The organism is Microlunatus sp. GCM10028923, from assembly GCF_042666975.1.
In the GTDB taxonomy this organism is placed as follows: domain Bacteria; phylum Actinomycetota; class Actinomycetes; order Propionibacteriales; family Propionibacteriaceae; genus Microlunatus.
Map to the genome: position 1 here is coordinate 58242 of NZ_JBHTFF010000010.1, position 16793 is coordinate 75034.

Sequence of the window (16793 nt, forward strand, 5' to 3'; positions counted from 1 at the left end):
TGGCCGGCCCGGGGTCCGGGTCGGTGCACGGTTGGACACTATATCGAGACCTGCCCTGCTCGGCGAAATCATTGTGGTCGGGGTGGTGGTCGGTGGCGGCGGGCGAGGATGCGGTTGTTGACCAGGGGGTGCTGGTCGGGGTCGATCCAGCGGGGTGGGATCCAGGCGGGTAGGCCGTCTTCGGGGCGGACCTGCCAGCCTCGTTGGAGGAAGTTGTGGTGGTGGTACGTGCAGGCCAGGGTCAGGTTTTCCAGGCTGGTCGGGCCGCCGTCCAGCCAGCTCACCATGTGGTGGCGTTCGCACCACTCGGGTGGGCGGTCGCAGCCGGGGAAGGAGCAGCCGCCGTCTCGGGCGATCAGGGCGATCGTCTGGTGGCGGTTGGCGATCCGGCGGGTTCGGCCGAGGTCGAGCGGGACGCCGTGGCGGGTCATCACCGTCGGGTAGATCTCCGCTTCGTCGGCGAGGCGGAGCAGCTCCGGTACGGAGAGCGCGGCGCCGCCGCTGGTGACGGCCTGGCCGGTGCGGCGTAGCAGGTCCTCGGCGTCCACGGTGATGATCACCGAGGCCGGGGTGCCGCCGCACATGGGCAGGTCGTCGGAGCGGAGCAGGCGGGAGCAGGCGTCGTCGAGGGCGTCGTGCAGCCGCTGGTCGCGGGTGCGCAGGTCGGAGGTCAGGGTCTCCGAGCCGGGCACGGCCGGCCGTGGTTGGGCCAGTGGTTCGAGCACCGCGGCGAGTCGTGCGCCGGTTGCGGCCGTCAGCCGGAACTCGCCGGTCACGGCTCCGGAGTCGGTCTGGCGCATCCGGAAGAACCGGCGGTCCCAGTTGCGCTGCTCGTCGGGCTCCGGGCCGTCCGGGTCGTACAGGTCGAGGTAGTGCCGGCTGATCACCTTCAGGTCCCTCGGGGCGAACCGCCCGGCCAGGTCGACCAGTTCGCTCTCGACGGACGCGACCTGTTCGGCGGTGACGCCGGCCTGGTCCAGGTCCACCAGGGTCCGGTCGATGATCGCGGTCTGCTCGGGGTTCACCGTTCCGGACGCCAGGGCCTTGCCGAGGTCCGGGCGAAGCCGGGGCAGGGGCAGGCCGGTCATCGTCTGCCTCGGTCCGACGGCGTCGGCGGCGCGAACCCGGCGGGCTGCCTCGTACGGGCTGATCCGGCACAACTGCTCCAGCACCTTGCCCATCGACTTCCGGCAGGCCAGCTCGGCCACTCCCCGGTCCCGGCAGGCCGCGAGCAGCTCCGCGTCGAAAGCCTGGAACTGGTTACGTACCTCTTCGGCGTCGGCCACCAGGGAGAGCAGCTCGGGCGCCTCGTGGTGATCAAGTCCGCCGCTGCGCGCGGCGGCGACCAGTTCGGCCAGGGCGGAGCGCACGGCGACCAGCGCCCTCGTCACGGGCGGCGCGTCGTCGAGGACTTCCGCAGTCATAGGGACAGTGTATTCGAACATAAGTTCGAATACAAGTGGAGTTCATGACGACCAGGCGCCGGCCGTCGTTCCCTCGGGCAAGGGTTTGTGAAAGCAGCGGGTCAACGGCTGGTCGACGTACTTCCCGTACCGCTCAACCGGGACGTAGCCGCACCGTTCGTAGAGGGCGATCGCCTCCGGCTGCCGTACGCCGGTTGCGAGCAGCAGCGTGTGGCAACCCATGGCCCCGGCCAAGTCCTCCAGGGCTACGACGAGCTTCCGCGCGATTCCCCGACCCCGGTAGTCCGGAAGCACGAACATACGCTTCAGCTCACCGACGCTCGGTCCGGCCGGCTGCACAGCCCCACATCCCACCGCGACACCATCCACGGATGCGACCAGGTACCGGGCTTCCTCGTGCACGGCCGAACGACCCTCGGGGCCGTACCGCGCGACCAGTTCCGCGAACGCAGCCCCGAGCAACGCGGACAAACCGGGATCATCGACGGGTCTCTCCTCGATCACCACGGTGGTTCATCCTATGGAGGGTTCTAGACTCACGTGATGGACTGGCACCGATGGCACGACGGGTACGGTCCCGGCGGCGGACTGCTGGCCCGCCTCGCCCTCGTCCAAGATCAACTGAGCCAGGTGATCATCGAAGCACCGCCGGGCCCGATCATGATCATCAGTGTCTGTGCGGGCCAGGGCCACGACGTCGTCGCCACCGTCGCCGAGTCACCACGGCGCACCGAGGTGCGGGCTCGGCTGGTCGAGGCGGACGAACGTAACGTCGTTGCGGCCGGAGCAGGATCGCGGCGGCCGGCCTCGGCGGAATCGAGGTGGTGCACGGCGATGCCGGCTCGACCGATCCCTATCTGGGTGCGGCGCCGGCCCGGATCGTCCTGCTGTGCGGCGTCTTCGGCAGCCTGACCGATGCCGACATCGACCGGCTGGTGGCCGGACTGCCGCAGCTCTGCGAGGCCTGGGCGCAGGTGATCTGGACCGCGAATCGCACGGCGCCGGGACTGTACGCGGAAGTCGAGCAGGCCTTCCAGCGGTACGGGTTCGAGCCGCGCTGGTCCGATCCGGATGATCAGTACGGGGTCTCCCGCCACGAGTTGATCACCGAGCCTCGGCCGCTCCAGTCGAAGCAGCGGCTGTTCGAGTTCGCCGACGAGCAGACCTTGATCAAGATCGGCCGGGCCACGGTCGGCTGACTCAGCGCAGCAGCACCGGCCGCGCGGGATCGTCGTTGTCGACGACGGCGTCGACGACCGACTCGACGCCGCTCTCGATCCGGTACTTCTCCTCGTCCGGCTTGAACCGGCTGTCGAACCGCTTCCGCAGCGCCTCCGGCGACGGATCGTCGGACCACAAGGCGTCCCGGACGACCATCCGCTCGCGCCGGGTGTCCGCGCCGGCGCTGACCCAGATCCGCAAGGTCCACAGGTCACGCAACTCCGGTGCCGTGGTGATCATGACGCCGTCGACCACCGCCACCCCGTCCTCGGGTACGGCGAGCCGCGGCCGATCCAGCAGGTCGCGCTGGGTCCAGCCGTCCCAGGAGGCGGTACGGACCAGTCGATCACCGCCAGGCAGCAGGGGTTCCAGCAACTCGCGACGCACCGCGGCACGGTCGAACATGTCGCCCACGCCGCCTGCCTGGCGCAGCTCCGGCGGCACCTTGAAGAAGTCGACGCAGGCGCGGACCGCCCAGGTGCCGCGGCGCCGGAACTCGTCGGCGATTTCGTCGGCCAGCGTGGACTTCCCGGCGCCGGTGCCGCCGTCGACCGCGATCAGCAACGGTCCCGGTTGATCACGGCCCCGGGCGATCGCGCGGTCGGCGAGCTCGGTGAGCAGTCCGACCCGCCCTGGCAACAGGCCGGCCGGCGGATCGGTCAGCGGTTCCAGGTCGCCCTGGGTGCGCAGGCCGCGCGGCGTGATCCACCGAACCCCGGACAGTCGCCGCGCCGCGGCCACGGTGTCGTGAGCCACCCATTCCTCGGGATACCGCGGATCGTCCAGCAGCCGGTCCAGCCCGGCCGCGAGCTCGTCGCGTTCGGCGTCGGTCCAGCCGAGCCGGTCCAGGGTCGGCCGCGCCGCCGCCAGGTCGGGTCCGGGCGGGCACAGGCAGGCCAGCGCCCAGAGCAGATCGTGGCGACTGGCCTCGAAGCCGGTCACCATCAGTGGCAGCAGGCCGATCACCCGATCAAGATCATCGGCCGGGACGCCGGCCGCGACGGCGATGTCGCGATAGGGCGTGACGGAATGACGTTCGGTGAGCAGGGACATGGTCGAGACTTTACTGGCGCGCGGCCGCCACCGGAGCGTTGCAGGACTCCCGGTCCGTCCGGTGGACGAGGACACACCGGGACACCACGATCAGTGCCGCGACCACCACGCCGGCCACCAGCCAGCCCGCCGCGAAGACCCCGGCCGCCTGGTTGATCAGGCCGAACAGGAGGGAGAACGGCAGGAACGCCAGCCAGGACAGCGAACTCACCCCGGACGCGACGCCCGCCCGCACCTCGGACGGCACCGCGTCGTGCAGCAGGGTGGTGGCCCGGAGGCTGATCACCATGATCACCAGGGCCAGCGCGATCTGGGCCACCGTCACCAGCAGCACCTCCCGGCCGATGATCATGGTCAGGGTCGCCAGCAGGGCGACCCCCGCAGTGATCAGGTACGGAACCGGCCGCTCGAGCCGGACCCGGTCGGCCACCAAGCCACCGATCCCGATCGTCGCCATCAACCCGGCCCAGGCCGGCCCGAAGATCACCGTCGCCGCGGACAGGGCGACCAGCCAGAGCGGACCGAACTCGTACAAGGTGTTCAACAGGACGGCGCTGAGTACGGAGAGCGCCGCCGCCCGGCGCACGGCCGCGGAGCCGATCATGGTCGAGAACGTCGCCGACACCTGGGCCCGCAACGGTTCCCGGCGCTCACCGGACAGCCGCGGCGGCTCCCGGAACCGCAGCAGCGCGATGATCGACAGGGCGACGATCGGCACCGTGATCAGGTACGTCAGCCGGGCCGTGGTCACCGAGGCGAGCCAGCCGCCGGCCAGCCCGCTGCCGACCAGGGCGACGCTCTCGATCAACCGGATCCGCCCGATCCGCCGGGCGAACGCGGCCCCGCTCCCGGTGTGCTCGACCACGGTGTCGTACACCATCGCGTCGACCGTCCCGGAGGTGAGCGCGAAGTAGACGCCGAGCACCGCGACGCAGACGAGGTAGCCGGTGACGTCGGTGCTCAAGCCGCCCAGCAGCACACTGATCATCAGCGCCGCGGTGCCGATGATCATCACGCCGCGGCGACTCCACCGGTCGGCCAGGATGCCGGACGGGATCTCGACCACCGGCACCACCGCCGCATAGGTCGCCGCCATCACGCCGATCGTGAACGGCTGGAAGCCGAGTTCACCGAGGAACAGCTTCTCGATCGGCACCCAGAGCCCGAACCCGGCGAGGAACACCGAGACGTGCAGCGGGAGCAGCCGGCGCGCCAGCGAGACGTGAGAGTTCATGATCGGTAGTCCCGCCCCCGCCGGATTCGTTACAGTCCAGGCATGTCCGCGGCCGGGTACGACGAGCAGGCCACCCTGGCGGCGCTGCGGGCCGGCGACGAGGCGGCGTTCGCGACGCTGGTGCGGCGGCACCACGCCTCGATGGTGCGGATCGCGCGCGCGTACGTGAGGACGGCCGACGCCGCCGAGGAGGTCGCGCAGGAGGCCTGGCTCGGGGTGCTGCGCGGGCTGGACGGGTTCGAGGGCCGCGCGTCGCTGCGCACCTGGATCTTCCGGATCCTCACCAACACTGCAAAGACCCGCGGCGTCCGGGACCGGCGGACGATCCCGTTCTCCGCCCTGGAACCGGACGACGGCACCACCCAGCCCGACCGGTTCCTGCCCGATGATCACGATCGCTGGCCGGGACACTGGGCGGTGCTGCCGGATCCCTGGCCGGAGGACCGGCTGGTCGGCGCCGAAACGGCAGCGCGCCTGCAGCGGGCGATCGACGACCTGCCGGCCGGCCAGCGTGCCGTGATCACGCTGCGCGACGTGGAGGGACTCGGTTCGGCCGAGGTGTGTAACGTTCTGGAGCTCACCGAGACCAATCAACGGGTGCTGCTGCACCGGGCCCGGACCCGGGTCCGGGCCGCGCTGGAGGACTATCTCGCGGAGGAGGTGCCGTGACCACGGAATTGACCTGCCGGGAACTGGTCGGGCTGATCACCGACTACCTGGAGGGCGCGCTGCCCGAACCGGACGCGCGCCGGTTCGACAGCCACCTGACCGGCTGCGACGGCTGCACGACCTATCTGGAGCAGTTCCGCCGGACGATCGGGCTGGCCGGCCGGCTGGAACCGGCCGACCTGGATCCGGCGGCGGAATCCACCCTGCGTTCGGCCTTCGAGGACTGGAAGAACGGCCGCTGATCAACGACGTGGGACGCTGAACGCGAGCAAGATCACCGCGCCGATGGCCAGCACGGCCAGGACACCGAACATGGCGGGGTAGCCGCCGAGCAGCACCGCCAGCGTGGCACCGATCCAGGGAGCCAGAGCGGACGCGACGGTGACCGGCGCCGCCAGCACACCGGAGATCCTGCCGTACGCCAGCGCACCCCACCGGTCCGGCACCGCGGTCGCCTGCAGCAGCGTGCCGATGCCGCGGGCGACGCCGGCGATCATGGCGATCGCGATCAGCGCTCCGACCGGCCCGGGCACCAGGGCCAGCGCGGCCGTGCTCACCGCCGCCAGTCCGAAGATGATCAAGGTACGGGCTCGTACCCCGATGCGCCGGGCCAGCGCCGGATAGAACAGCCGCCCGGCGACCTGGCCGACCCCGCCGAGACCGAGCGTCCAGGCGGCCAGGGCACTGCTCATGCCGCGCTCGGCGAGCAGCGCGACCAGGTTGATCACGACGGCGAACACGGCCAGCGAGGCGACCGTCAGCCCGACGGTCAGGAACCAGAACTGGCGACTGCCGAGCACGGCCCGGACATGATCATCGACGCCGACCTCGAGCCGGGAACCGTGCTGATGGTCGGCGGGCCAGTGCCGCCGCAGCACGACCGCGTGTACCGGGATCGTGATCACCGCCAGCAGGACGGCCAGCACCGCGAACACGGTGCGCCAGCCCAGCTGCGCGTTCAGAGCTTCGGTGAGCGGGGCGAAGACGGTGCTGGCGAGTCCGGCGACCAGGGTGACGGCGGTCAGGGCGCGGAGCCGGCGAGGCCCGTACCAGCGGGTCAGGGCGGCGAACGCGGGCTGGTAGAGCACGCCGGCCATGGCCACCCCGGCCAGCAGCCAGCCGAGGGCGAAGACGACCAGGTTCGGCGACCAGGAGATCACGGCGCAGGCCAGCACGGCGAGCACCGACCCGAGCGTCATGATCAACCGCGGCCCGTGCCGGTCCAGCAACCGGCCGACCGGGATCCCGACCACCGCGGCGACCACCAGAGCGCCGGAGAAGGCGGCGGTGGTCAGCGAGGGAGACCAGCCGGTCTGGGCGCGGATCGACGGCGCCAGCACCGGGAACGCGTAGTAGAGCACGCCCCAGCTGACGATCTCGGTCACGCACAGACCGGTCAGGACCGTGCCGAGGCGCGGCTGCCTCGCTCCGTCACCCGCCTCCGGTCCTCGCATCCGGGCCATTCTGCCCGGACCCGGTCAGTCGGCCGCGACGATCTCGTCCAGCACGGCCCACGGGTCGGTGCCGGTGCCGCTGTCCAGAGCGGTGATCCGCCGGCGCAGGGTCCAGGTCTGGCCGGCGGCCAGGGTGACCTCGCGCAGGCTCATGATCCAGTTCCCGTTGCCGTACGCCGTGAACTCCGAGTCCTCGTAGACGATCCCGTAGGTCTGCCGGTCGCTGCCGGTCATCCCGATCCACGGTCCGGTCGGCCGGTAGTCGGCTGGATTCGCGTACGGCGTCGAGATCGTGCCGTGGCCCGGCACACCGCTGCGCTGGCCCGGTCCGTCATGATCAACGGCGTCGCCGACCCAGACCGTGACCGCCGCCGTGCCGGTGTTGGTCAGGGTGGTCTCGACGCCGATCCACGGCTGATCGGCGGCGGCATAGCGGGTGGCGACGGTGATCCCGGTCGCCTCGGCCGCGGCACCGCTGCTGGTGATCACCGCCGCGGCCTCGTCGGCGGCGACCTGATCGCACCGGACCAGCCCGCGCTGCCACGCCTCCGTCCCGGTGGGCCGGCTGGTGGCGACCAGGCCGAGGTTGATCCAGTCGAGTTGATCAAGGTGGCCGATGCCGGCCAGGTTGATCGGCTTGCCGGCGGTGGCCCCGGGCAGTTGCGGGTCGGCGAACTGGGCCGCCACGGTCATCGCCACGCTGCCGTTGCCGATCACCAGATCCTTGCCGGTGCCCTCGGCGTTCGGCCCGGGCAGGTAGCGCCCGGCGCCGGCGAAGGGTCCGTCGATCGGTTCCAGGGTGAAGTCGCCGTCGACGGTGCCGCCGGACTCGACGGTGATCTCCCGGCCGGCGGATCCGTACCCGACGGCGTGCGCCTCGAGGCGGTAGCTGCCCGGCGGCACGAACAGGTGCCAGCGGCCGTTGCCGTCGGTCCAGGTCCTGATCATGGTCGTCCCGTCGGCGCGGCGGACCAGCACCTCGGCGTTGATCAAGCCGGCCGTCCCGTCCCGGACCACTCCGGCGATCCCGTCCGCGGCGCCGACCTGACGCGCTCCCGGCTCTCCGTTGCGTACCTCGAACCGGGCCAGCGTGTACGCCGCCGAGGCTCCGTCGCCGGGCGACAGGACGATCCGCAGGTCGGCCTGCCAGCGGTCCGGGGTGACGTCGCAGAGCACGTACCCGCGATAGCCGCCCTCGTAGAACTTGACGTGCGGATTGGCCGGTAGCCCCTGCCGTACCGCGGCGTCCCAGCCGATGCCGGACGAGATCGAGGTCGCGATGAACTCGCTGGCCAGCACCTCCGAGGTCGGGTCGTCGAAGTCGGCCAGGACGTCGTTGACCCAGGCCGAGTGCCAGTCGCCGCCGATGATCACCGGGTTCGACGGGCGGTGTTTCTGCAGGGCGTCCAGGATCCGTTGCCGGGCGGCCGGATAGCCGTCCCACTGATCAAGGTTGTACGCCAGCCCGGGCCCGAGGTCGTAGTCGAACTTGGCGAAGATCGTCTGCTGCGCGATCACGTTCCACCGGGCGGTCGAGGTGGCCAGCCCGTCCAGCAGCCAGCGCTCCTGCTCCGGCCCGGTCATCGTCCGGTCCTCGTCGTACATCGCGTCACAGGGCGGCGTGTTCATGCCGTCGCCGCAGGCCTGGTCACTGCGGTACTGCCGGGTGTCCAGCACGGAGAACTCGGCCAGCCGGCCCCAGCGGAACCGCCGGTAGACCTTCCAGTCCGCACCCAACGGCCGCGTCCGCATCGGCAGGTGCTCGTAGTAGGCCTGGAACGCGTTGCTCTGCCGCTCCGCCCAGGGCGTGCCGTCCGGGCTGCCCTGATGATCATCGGCCCAGTTGTTCAGGACCTCGTGATCATCCCAGACGGTGACGAACGGGAACCGGGCGTGGACGTCCCGGAGATCGGGTGAGGACTTGTAGAGGGCGTGCAGCCGGCGGAACTCGGCCAGGCTGCCGGCCGCCGTCTCGTAGATGTAGTCACCGAGATGGACGACGAGATCGACCTCCTGTTCGGCAAGATCACGATAGGCCGAGTAGCGGCCGCCGGCCCAGGCCTGGCAGGAGACGAAGGCGAACCGGAGCTGTTCGGCGCGGTCCTGGGCGAGCGGCAGGGTGCGGGTCCGGCCGACCCGGCTGGTCGCACCCGCGGACGTGAAGCGGTACCAGTACCAGGAGTTCGGCCGGAGCCCGTCGACCACCACCTGGACGGCATGGGCCCGCTCGGGCCGGGCCTGCGCGACGCCGGTCTTGACGATCTTGGTGAAGCCCTCGTCCTGGGCCACCTCCCAGCCGACCGGGATCACCCGGTCCGGCATCCCGCCGCCGGCCGCCGGATCGTTCGCGAGCCGGGTCCACAGCGCGACGCTGGACGGGTCCGGATCCGCCGAGGCGACTCCGAGGGTGAACGGCGCCGGGTCCAGCGACGCGGCGGCCGCCGATTCCTGCCACAACGCCTGGGCGCCGACCGTGGTCGCGGCGGCGCCGCCGGCGAGCACGAGGAACCGGCGCCGGTCCAATAGGTTCATGATCACGAGCATCCCCCTGGGTCTGGTGAGCACAGGCCTGCCGGTCATCCTGCCCGGCCTGCGCGAGCAGGAACAGACTTGACGGTTGCGCTGACGTGGCGCTGACGTGGCCGGCGGGTGTCTTGACTCTCGGGCGGCCCGAGACTCGATAGTGGTTCACGTGGACGACGAACTGATGGCGATCGGCCGTTTTGCCAGGCTGAGTGGGGTTTCGGTGCACGCGCTGCGCCACTACGACGAGGTCGGGCTGCTCCGGCCGGCCGAGGTGGACGGCGACACCAGTTATCGCCGCTACCGACCCGAACAGCTCCGGCTGGCCAAGCTGATCCGGGCACTGCGCGGGCTCGACCTGCCGATCGAGATGGTCCGGCAGGTGCTGGACAGCGACGAGGCGGCGGCCGAGCAGGTGCTGCTCGAGCACCGCCGCCGATTGCAGTTGGAGCGGAGCCACCTGGACATCCGGATTGCGGATGTCACCCGATTCCTCCAGAAGGGACTCACCATGCCCACCTTGCCCACCGGCTGCCGGCCGGTTCAGCTCAAGCTCAGAGTGAACGACCGCGAGGCCTCGTTGCCGCTCTATCGCGACGCGCTCGGCCTGCCGTTCCAGGTCGCGCGGCGGACCAGCCACAGCAACGCGTCGGCGCTCACCTTCGGCACCTACGGGGAGGACGACTTCTTCCTGATCTGGCTGTTCGACGATCCGCAGCGATCCGACCTGCCCGGCCCGACCACGTTCGGGCTGCTCGTCGAAGATCTTGACCGAACCCACGCGGCGGCCGTCGCTGCCGGTGCGGTCGAGGTGACCAGCCCGCATACCCCGGAAGGCATGCCGCGCTGCTCGGCGATCAAGGACGCCGACGGCAACTGGATCTGGCTCTATCAGGGTGAGCCCGGGCCGGCGGCGCCGTGCCAGCTGAAGATCGCCGTCGACGATCTCGAACGCAGCATCGCCTTCTACACAACGGTCTTCGGGGGTCCGTACGAGACCGTACGGCGGACCGAGGGTGGCGACTATTCGGCGATCACCTTCGGCGAGTACGGCAAGCCGGGCTTCTTCCTGCTGCACCTGATCGATGATCACGAACGGTTCGACCGGCCGGGGAAGGCCACCTTCTCGTTCCTGGTGGATGATCTTGACGCTGTGCACGCCCGGGCCCTGGCCGCCGGAGCCACGGAATTGCACCCGCCGGCCGACGCGGAGGGGATGCCGCGGGGCTCCGGCCTGCTCGACCCGGACGGCAACCAGGTGGGTCTCGCCCAGGGCTGATCGGCGGGACCGGGCCGCCGGCTGAGGCAGGATGGGCCGATGACCAGCACCGGGCCGGACGTCGCGGCGTCGATCGCGGCGTCCATGATCGAGATCCCGGCCGGCTGGATCCGGCTGGTCGACGAGGGCAGCCGGCGCCGCTGGCCGGTCGACCTGGAGCCGTACGCCCTCGCCGCCCGGCCGGTCACCCGGGCGAACCTGGCCGGCCTGACCGGGACCTGGCCGGACGGGCCCGGCGAGCCGGACGCACCCGCGACCGAACTCTCCTGGCTGGACGCCCTGGCCCTCTGCAACACCCTCTCGGTGACTGCCGGACTGCGGCCCTGCTACCTGATCGGCGACGACCGCGACGGGTTGACCGCGACCTGGGACCGGACCGCCGACGGCTACCGGCTGCCGACCGAGGCCGAATGGGAGTACGCGTGCCGGGCCGGTGACCCCGGTGATCGCTACGGCGAGTTGGACGAGATCGCCTGGCATCGCGGCAATTCCGGCGGCACCCCGCGCCCGGTCGCGACCCGGGCGCCGAACGCCTGGGGCCTGTCCGATCTGATCGGCAACGTCTGGGAATGGTGCTGGGACCTGTTCGACCCGGACGTCTGCGGTCCGTACCGGGTGTTCCGGGGCGGCGGCTGGAATGATCAACCGCGGGCCCTCCGGGCCTCCTGCCGGCGGAAGAGTCACCCGACGTTCCGGATGGATGATCTTGGTTTCCGCCTGGCCCGGTCGCGACCCGGTGGCAGCTCAGCGGTAGTCGGCGAATAGTCGCCGTTCGAGCCCGTCGACCGTCACCGGCCCGCCGTACGGCACGATCCACTGCGGACGGGTGTGCCCGAACGGCGGGCCGACGACCACGACCGCTTCGGGGTTGTAGGACGCCACGACGTCGACCGCGACGTCCCGCTGGTCCCGTCGATACCCGCGCTGTTCGGCTTCGGTCGGCTGCAGCGTCAGGCTGGTCGCCGGCGGCCGGGCGACGACCACGGCGGCGATCACGGCCAGGATGCCGCGCTCACCGAGCGATCGCAGGATCCGGCCGAACTCGCGAGCGGGGATCAAGTCCTCCGACGACTCCAGGAGCAGCACGGCGCCCCGCAGAGCGGACGGATCGTTCGGGAAGCGGCCGGCCGTGAGCATCCACTGCAACACCTCGATGCAGCCGCCCCAGGAGGGTCCCGTCACCGCACGGCTTGGTCCCGCCCAGTGCCAGGGCTCGGTCGGGTGCCGGTCGCCGAACTCGACCAGTGCCCGCGGGTCCGCCCAGTCCCGGCCGAAGTCCTCCGATTCACCAGGCTCGGTGAGCTCCAGTCGTTCCCCGGTGATCAACGCGGCCCGCAGGGATCGGGCCTGGATCGGGTCGACTTCCGGTCCGGGGCCGAGCTGAAGCTGGGTGGATCCTCCGTGGAATCCGGCCACCCCGTGCGTCCACATCCAGTGCAGAAGATTCGTGCTGTCGCTGTAGCCGAGGAACGGCTTCGGATCGTTGATCAACGCCTCGGAGTTCAGGTACGGAATCACCGTGAGCTGATCATCGCCGCCCAAGGTCGTCACCAGCCCCCGGATGGATCGATCGCCGAAGGCGGCGTTCAGATCGTCCGCGCGCTCGCGCGGCGACGCATCGAGCTTGCGGGTGGTGGGGAACTCCACCGGCACCAACCCGGTCAAGGACGCCAGCCGCTCCAGGGCCTGCTCGTGCACGGTCGGAGCGATCGCCGGCGCGGCGAACGAGGGCGACAGGACGGCGACCTTGTCACCCGGGCGGGCCTTGGGTGGAGACAGCAGATCCACACCCAGACCCTAGGCTGAGCGCATGACAGCGTCCAGGGTCGCGATCTTCTCCGATGTCCATGGCAACGTTCCGGCGCTGGAAGCGGTGCTCGCGGATGCGGCGGCTGCCGGGGTCGACGAATACTGGATCATCGGTGATCTTGTCGCGAACGGGCCGCGGCCGGCCGAGACGCTGAGTCGGCTGACGGAACTGCCGAACACCAAGATCATCCGGGGCAACACGGATCGCTACACGGTGACCGGGGAGCATCCGCGGGTGGCGGGGTCGATCGAGACCGTACGGACGCCGGAGGAGATCGGGGTGCTGCTGCGTACGGTGGCGGCGATCTCCTGGACCCGGGGCGTGGTCACCGAGGCCGGATTCCTTGCCTGGTTGGGAGCGCTGCCGCTGGATGCGCGGGTTACGCTGCCGGACGGCACCCGGGTACTGCTGGTACACGCGGCACCGGGCACGGATGACGGGCCGGGGATCAGTCCGGCGATGTCCGACGACGAGGTGCGCGCGGCGGTCGCCGGTGCGGAGGCGGAGTTGATCTTCGTCGGGCACACGCACAAGCCGCTCGATCGTACGGTGGACGGGATCCGAGTGATCAACTCCGGCAGCGTGAGCCTGCCGGCGTCGGCCGAGCGCCGGGCCTGCTGGACCCTGCTCACCGCCGACGACCGAGGTCACACGATCGAACCGCGACGGGTCGACTATGACCTGGACGAGGTACTGGCCGACCTGCAACGGGTCAGCCATCCGTCGGCCGACTGGTTGCAGGAGAAGTTCCGCAGTCAGCCGGCCAGATAGGCGTCGGCCAGCTCCTTCGGCGCCTTGGCCAGCCAGGCGTCGATGATCAACTCGCGGAGTTCCTTGCGGCCGACCGTCTCCAGCTGGATCAGTACCGCGGCGAAGCCGTTGAAGTGCGGGATCGTGAAGACGGCGTCGGAGCTTCCGGCCAGTACCGCCTCCTTCTCGGCCAGGTCGCCGACACCCACCGCGAGGATCGGCCCGGCGGGCGGCGTCTCGTCGCCGAACCGCTTCACGTCGGCCTTGCTGAACGGCCGGTCCCAGGCGAAGGACTGCTTGCGCACGAACCAGGTCTGGTGACCGTGCCGCTCGCCGACGGTCACCTCGGGCAGCTCGGCGATGATCTTCTCGACATCCTTGAGGGTCGCCATGATCGCGACCCTACGCCGACGGGACGAGCCCGTCGAGGACGGCGCTGAGCTCGGCCCGGACCTCGGCCGGGAGGGTGGCGGCGGGCGGCACCAAAGCGTCGGAACAGATCCCGGCCCAGGCCAGCGCGGCCTTCCAGCCGGCCGGCGACTGGCCGACCCGGCAGGCCGTCACGATCGCCGTCAGCTCCCGCTGGGCCCGCCCGGCGGCCGCCAGATCACCGGCCGTGACCGCGTCCTGGACGGCCCGGCCGAGCCGCGGCACCAGGTTCATCCCGGCGGCGATCATGCCGTGTGCGCCGGCGACGAGCGATGCCAGCTGCAGGGTGTCGCTTCCGGTCAGCACCGCGAGGTTGGCGTCCGCGGTGGCCCGCAGCACCTGCTGCAGGTACTCCACGTCGCGGCTGCTGTCCTTGATCCCGATCACGTTCGGCAGCGCCGCCAGCTCGGCCACGGCGCCCGGGGCGATGCTGATCTTGGTCATCGCCGGGATGTTGTACAGCACCAGCGGTGCGCCGGTCTCCTCGGCGACGATCCGATACCAGGCGATCACTTCGGCCGGCGCCTGCGGATAGTACGGCGACGGCGCCAGCAGCACCGCGCTCGCGCCGGCGGCGGCCAGCTCGGCCACCTCGGCGACGGCGTCCGGCAGGTTCAGCGCCGACGCGGCCGGCACGACGATCCGGTCCGGCCCGACCCGCTCCCGTACCGACTGCAGGACGGTGAGCCGCTGGGACCGGGTGAGTCGCGGTCCCTCGCCGGTCGAACCGGTTGGGCAGATCCCGTCGATCCCGCCACCGACGACCCGGTCCAGCAACCGGGACAAACCGGCCGGATCAAGATCACCCGTGGTCGGGTCGATCGGCGTCGCCAGCGCGACATGGACCCCGTGCAGCTGTTCGGTCTTGATCAAGATCATCACCCACTCTGCCTCAGCGGCAAGCCTATCGCCTAGATTGATGATCATGACGGGTGAATTCACAGGTCGGATCGTTTCTCCGGACGCTCGGGCCACCCGGGCAGGCGAACAGGTGCTGGCCGACGGCGGCAGCGCGGCCGACGCGGTGATCGCGACCGCCGCGGTGCTCTGCGTCGTGTCCCCGCACATGGTGACGATCGGCGGCGACAGCTGGACCCTGGCCGGGTCGGCCGACGGCTCCGTCGTGGCGATCAACGGGACCGGGCGAGCCCCGTACGGCCTCACCCCGGAGCACCTTCGCGGACTGGGGCACACCGTCATGCCGGGGTCGGGCGTGCACAGCATCAGCGTGCCCGGGCTGCCGTCGGCCTGGCACGAACTGCACCTCCGGTACGGCAGCCGGCCGCTCGCCGAACTGCTGCAGCCCGCGATCGCCCTGGCCCGGGACGGCGCCGAGGTCGCGCCGAGCATGGCCCGCGACCTGGCCCAGTACGCCGACCGGCTGGCCGGCGATCCCGGCGCCCGGGCCCTGTTCCTGACCGCGGACGGCTCCGCGCCGGCCGAGGGCGACCGGTTCCGTCAGCCGGCCCTGGCCGCGAGCCTGACGGCCCTGGCCAACGAGGGCGTGGCTGCGCTGTACGGCGGCGAGCTCGGGGCCGCGTATGCCGAAGGGCTGGCGGCTCTCGGTGGCACGATGACCAGGGACGACCTGGCCGGGCACCAGGCCGACGTGGTGGCGCCACTGACCCTGCGCTGGCAGGACGCCGAGGTGATCACGGCGCCGCCCAACTCGCAGGGTTTCGGGCTGCTGAAGATGCTGGCGCTGGCCGAGGCGCTCGGCCTGACCGATCCGCTGGACCCGGCCCAGACCGCGGCGTTCGTCCGGGCCTACGAGCTCGCCGGGGCCCAGCGGGACGCCCGGTCCGCCGATCCCGAGGCCGTCGAGGTCGACCTGGCCGCGGTGCTCGACCCGGAGGTGGTCCGGCGGGACGCGGCCGCGCTGGGCTCGGCGACCGGCGCCGGCGCGCCGGACCCGGTCCGGCTGGACGGCGACACGATCGGGATCGCCGCGGTGGACGGTGCCGGGCTGTGGATCAGTTCGCTGCAGAGCGTGGCGGGGACCTTCGGGTCGCTCGTCGTCGAACCGGCCACCGGCATCCTCGGCCACAACCGGGCCGGCGGGTTCAGCCTGGACCCGGCCCGTCCGGGCGTGCTGGCGGGTGGCCGGCGACCGCCGCACACCCTGATGCCGTGCCTGGTCCGGCGCGGCGGCCGGCTGGACACCACCGTCGCCACCATGGGCGGCCGGAGCCAGCCGGCGATCGCGGCCCAGCTGCTGGCCCGGCTGGCCGGTGGCGCCACCGCCGACGCGGCCCTGCAGGCCCCGCGGTTCGTCGTCACGCCGGGCACCGGTCCCGACGGCGGGCCGGAGGTGCTGGTCGAGGCCGCCGCTCCCGACGCGGTCCGGGAGGTGCTGGCCGCGGAGTTCGGCGCGCAGGTGATCGACGGGCTGGACAACCGGTTCGGCCACGCCCACCTGGTCCGGGCGACCGAGGGTGGGTTGGATGCCGGGACGGACCCGCGAGCAGACGGGAGTTAGGGTCTCCTTCATGACCCCGCGCCTGCTCTACCGGATCGTCGCGACGGCCGAAGCGATCACCTGGACGGTGTTGATCATCGGTCTGATCCTGCGCGCGGCCGGCGTCACCGAGCTCGGCGTCCGGATCGGCGGCGGCGTGCACGGGTTCGCGTTCCTCTGCTACGTCCTGGTGACACTCTTCGCCGGACTGAACCTGAGTTGGCGGCCCAAGATCATTCTGGCCGGGCTCGGCTCGGCGATCGTGCCCTGGGCGACGATCGGTTTCGACCGCTGGGCGGAACGGCGCGGGCTGCTCGACGGCGACTGGCAACGCGAGGGCGAGGGCCGGCTGGCCCGGCTGACCGGCTGGGTGCTGCGGCATCCGCTGCCGGCCGCGGCGATAGCGCTGGCCGCCGTCGTGGTGGTGTTCGGCACCCTGCTCTGGCTCGGCCCGCCGTCCGGCTGGCCGACGCGGTTCAGCTGACGGAT

At 71.3% G+C, this 16793-nt stretch carries 18 protein-coding genes; 9 read left to right on the top strand and 9 right to left on the bottom strand.

All coding sequences use genetic code 11. The features are described from left to right. Positions 1 to 68: 68 nt before the first annotated feature. Positions 69 to 1424 (bottom strand): DUF222 domain-containing protein, encoded by a 1356-nt coding sequence (locus tag ACFQU4_RS23260; RefSeq protein ID WP_377496461.1) that lies wholly within the window; start codon positions 1422 to 1424, stop codon positions 69 to 71. A 42-nt stretch (positions 1425 to 1466) separates the two neighbouring features. Further along, a complete protein-coding gene (locus ACFQU4_RS23265) occupies positions 1467 to 1931 on the bottom strand; it encodes a GNAT family N-acetyltransferase (RefSeq protein WP_377496463.1) in 465 nt (154 codons plus the stop codon). 36 nt (positions 1932 to 1967) lie between these two features. Between ACFQU4_RS23265 and ACFQU4_RS23270 the strand changes: the two genes are divergently transcribed. Together ACFQU4_RS23270 and ACFQU4_RS23275 are read left to right on the top strand one after the other, a co-directional pair. Further along, entirely contained in the window at positions 1968 to 2336 is a 369-nt protein-coding gene (locus ACFQU4_RS23270) for a hypothetical protein (RefSeq protein WP_377496465.1), read from the top strand. Then, on the top strand, positions 2246 to 2623 hold the full coding sequence (locus tag ACFQU4_RS23275; protein WP_377496467.1) for a hypothetical protein: 378 nt from the start codon (positions 2246 to 2248) through the stop codon (positions 2621 to 2623). The genes ACFQU4_RS23270 and ACFQU4_RS23275 overlap by 91 nt, the downstream gene beginning before the upstream one ends. 1 nt (position 2624) lies before the next feature. Here the strand turns inward: ACFQU4_RS23275 and ACFQU4_RS23280 are convergent, their stop codons facing one another. Together ACFQU4_RS23280 and ACFQU4_RS23285 are read right to left on the bottom strand one after the other, a co-directional pair. Further along, complete coding sequence (locus ACFQU4_RS23280) at positions 2625 to 3698, bottom strand: hypothetical protein (RefSeq protein ID WP_377496469.1); 1074 nt, start codon at positions 3696 to 3698, stop codon at positions 2625 to 2627. Positions 3699 to 3708: 10 nt separating this feature from the next. Then, on the bottom strand, positions 3709 to 4932 hold the full coding sequence (locus tag ACFQU4_RS23285; protein ID WP_377496471.1) for an MFS transporter: 1224 nt from the start codon (positions 4930 to 4932) through the stop codon (positions 3709 to 3711). Positions 4933 to 4974: 42 nt separating this feature from the next. Here ACFQU4_RS23285 and ACFQU4_RS23290 point away from each other — a divergent pair, with 42 nt between their 5' ends. Both ACFQU4_RS23290 and ACFQU4_RS23295 read left to right on the top strand, forming a co-directional pair. Further along, positions 4975 to 5601 (top strand): RNA polymerase sigma factor, encoded by a 627-nt coding sequence (locus tag ACFQU4_RS23290; RefSeq protein WP_377496473.1) that lies wholly within the window; start codon positions 4975 to 4977, stop codon positions 5599 to 5601. Then, positions 5598 to 5843, top strand: a complete 246-nt coding sequence (locus ACFQU4_RS23295) for an anti-sigma factor family protein (RefSeq protein ID WP_377496475.1) — start codon at positions 5598 to 5600, stop codon at positions 5841 to 5843. Before ACFQU4_RS23290 ends, ACFQU4_RS23295 begins: the two co-directional genes overlap by 4 nt. Here the strand turns inward: ACFQU4_RS23295 and ACFQU4_RS23300 are convergent, their stop codons facing one another. Together ACFQU4_RS23300 and ACFQU4_RS23305 are read right to left on the bottom strand one after the other, a co-directional pair. Next, on the bottom strand, positions 5844 to 7055 hold the full coding sequence (locus ACFQU4_RS23300; RefSeq protein ID WP_377496477.1) for an MFS transporter: 1212 nt from the start codon (positions 7053 to 7055) through the stop codon (positions 5844 to 5846). It lies immediately after the preceding gene. A 24-nt stretch (positions 7056 to 7079) separates the two neighbouring features. Next, positions 7080 to 9587, bottom strand: a complete 2508-nt coding sequence (locus tag ACFQU4_RS23305; RefSeq protein ID WP_377496943.1) for an alkaline phosphatase D family protein — start codon at positions 9585 to 9587, stop codon at positions 7080 to 7082. A gap of 160 nt (positions 9588 to 9747) precedes the next feature. On the opposite strand from ACFQU4_RS23305, the gene ACFQU4_RS23310 reads away from it, so the two are divergent. Both ACFQU4_RS23310 and ACFQU4_RS23315 read left to right on the top strand, forming a co-directional pair. Then, positions 9748 to 10857: a VOC family protein gene (locus ACFQU4_RS23310; protein WP_377496479.1), complete on the top strand. Its 1110-nt coding sequence runs from the start codon at positions 9748 to 9750 to the stop codon at positions 10855 to 10857. Between the two features lie 39 nt (positions 10858 to 10896). Further along, positions 10897 to 11622 carry a formylglycine-generating enzyme family protein gene (locus ACFQU4_RS23315; protein WP_377496481.1) on the top strand — a complete coding sequence of 242 codons (726 nt, stop codon included), beginning with the start codon at positions 10897 to 10899 and terminating at the stop codon, positions 11620 to 11622. Here ACFQU4_RS23315 and ACFQU4_RS23320 read toward each other — a convergent pair. Further along, entirely contained in the window at positions 11602 to 12645 is a 1044-nt protein-coding gene (locus ACFQU4_RS23320) for a S66 peptidase family protein (RefSeq protein ID WP_377496483.1), read from the bottom strand. The two genes, ACFQU4_RS23315 and ACFQU4_RS23320, sit on opposite strands and share 21 nt — an antisense overlap. Positions 12646 to 12667: 22 nt before the next feature. Between ACFQU4_RS23320 and ACFQU4_RS23325 the strand changes: the two genes are divergently transcribed. Further along, a complete protein-coding gene (locus ACFQU4_RS23325) occupies positions 12668 to 13438 on the top strand; it encodes a metallophosphoesterase family protein (protein ID WP_377496485.1) in 771 nt (256 codons plus the stop codon). Here the strand turns inward: ACFQU4_RS23325 and ACFQU4_RS23330 are convergent. Both ACFQU4_RS23330 and ACFQU4_RS23335 read right to left on the bottom strand, forming a co-directional pair. After that, on the bottom strand, positions 13423 to 13809 hold the full coding sequence (locus ACFQU4_RS23330) for an MmcQ/YjbR family DNA-binding protein (protein WP_377496487.1): 387 nt from the start codon (positions 13807 to 13809) through the stop codon (positions 13423 to 13425). The two genes, ACFQU4_RS23325 and ACFQU4_RS23330, sit on opposite strands and share 16 nt — an antisense overlap. 10 nt (positions 13810 to 13819) lie before the next feature. Continuing rightward, positions 13820 to 14725 (bottom strand): dihydrodipicolinate synthase family protein, encoded by a 906-nt coding sequence (locus ACFQU4_RS23335; protein ID WP_377496489.1) that lies wholly within the window; start codon positions 14723 to 14725, stop codon positions 13820 to 13822. Between the two features lie 46 nt (positions 14726 to 14771). Between ACFQU4_RS23335 and ACFQU4_RS23340 the strand changes: the two genes are divergently transcribed. Next, positions 14772 to 16325: a gamma-glutamyltransferase family protein gene (locus tag ACFQU4_RS23340; RefSeq protein WP_377496491.1), complete on the top strand. Its 1554-nt coding sequence runs from the start codon at positions 14772 to 14774 to the stop codon at positions 16323 to 16325. A 10-nt stretch (positions 16326 to 16335) separates the two neighbouring features. Then, entirely contained in the window at positions 16336 to 16788 is a 453-nt protein-coding gene (locus tag ACFQU4_RS23345) for a DUF3817 domain-containing protein (protein ID WP_377496493.1), read from the top strand. Positions 16789 to 16793 lie beyond the last annotated feature (5 nt).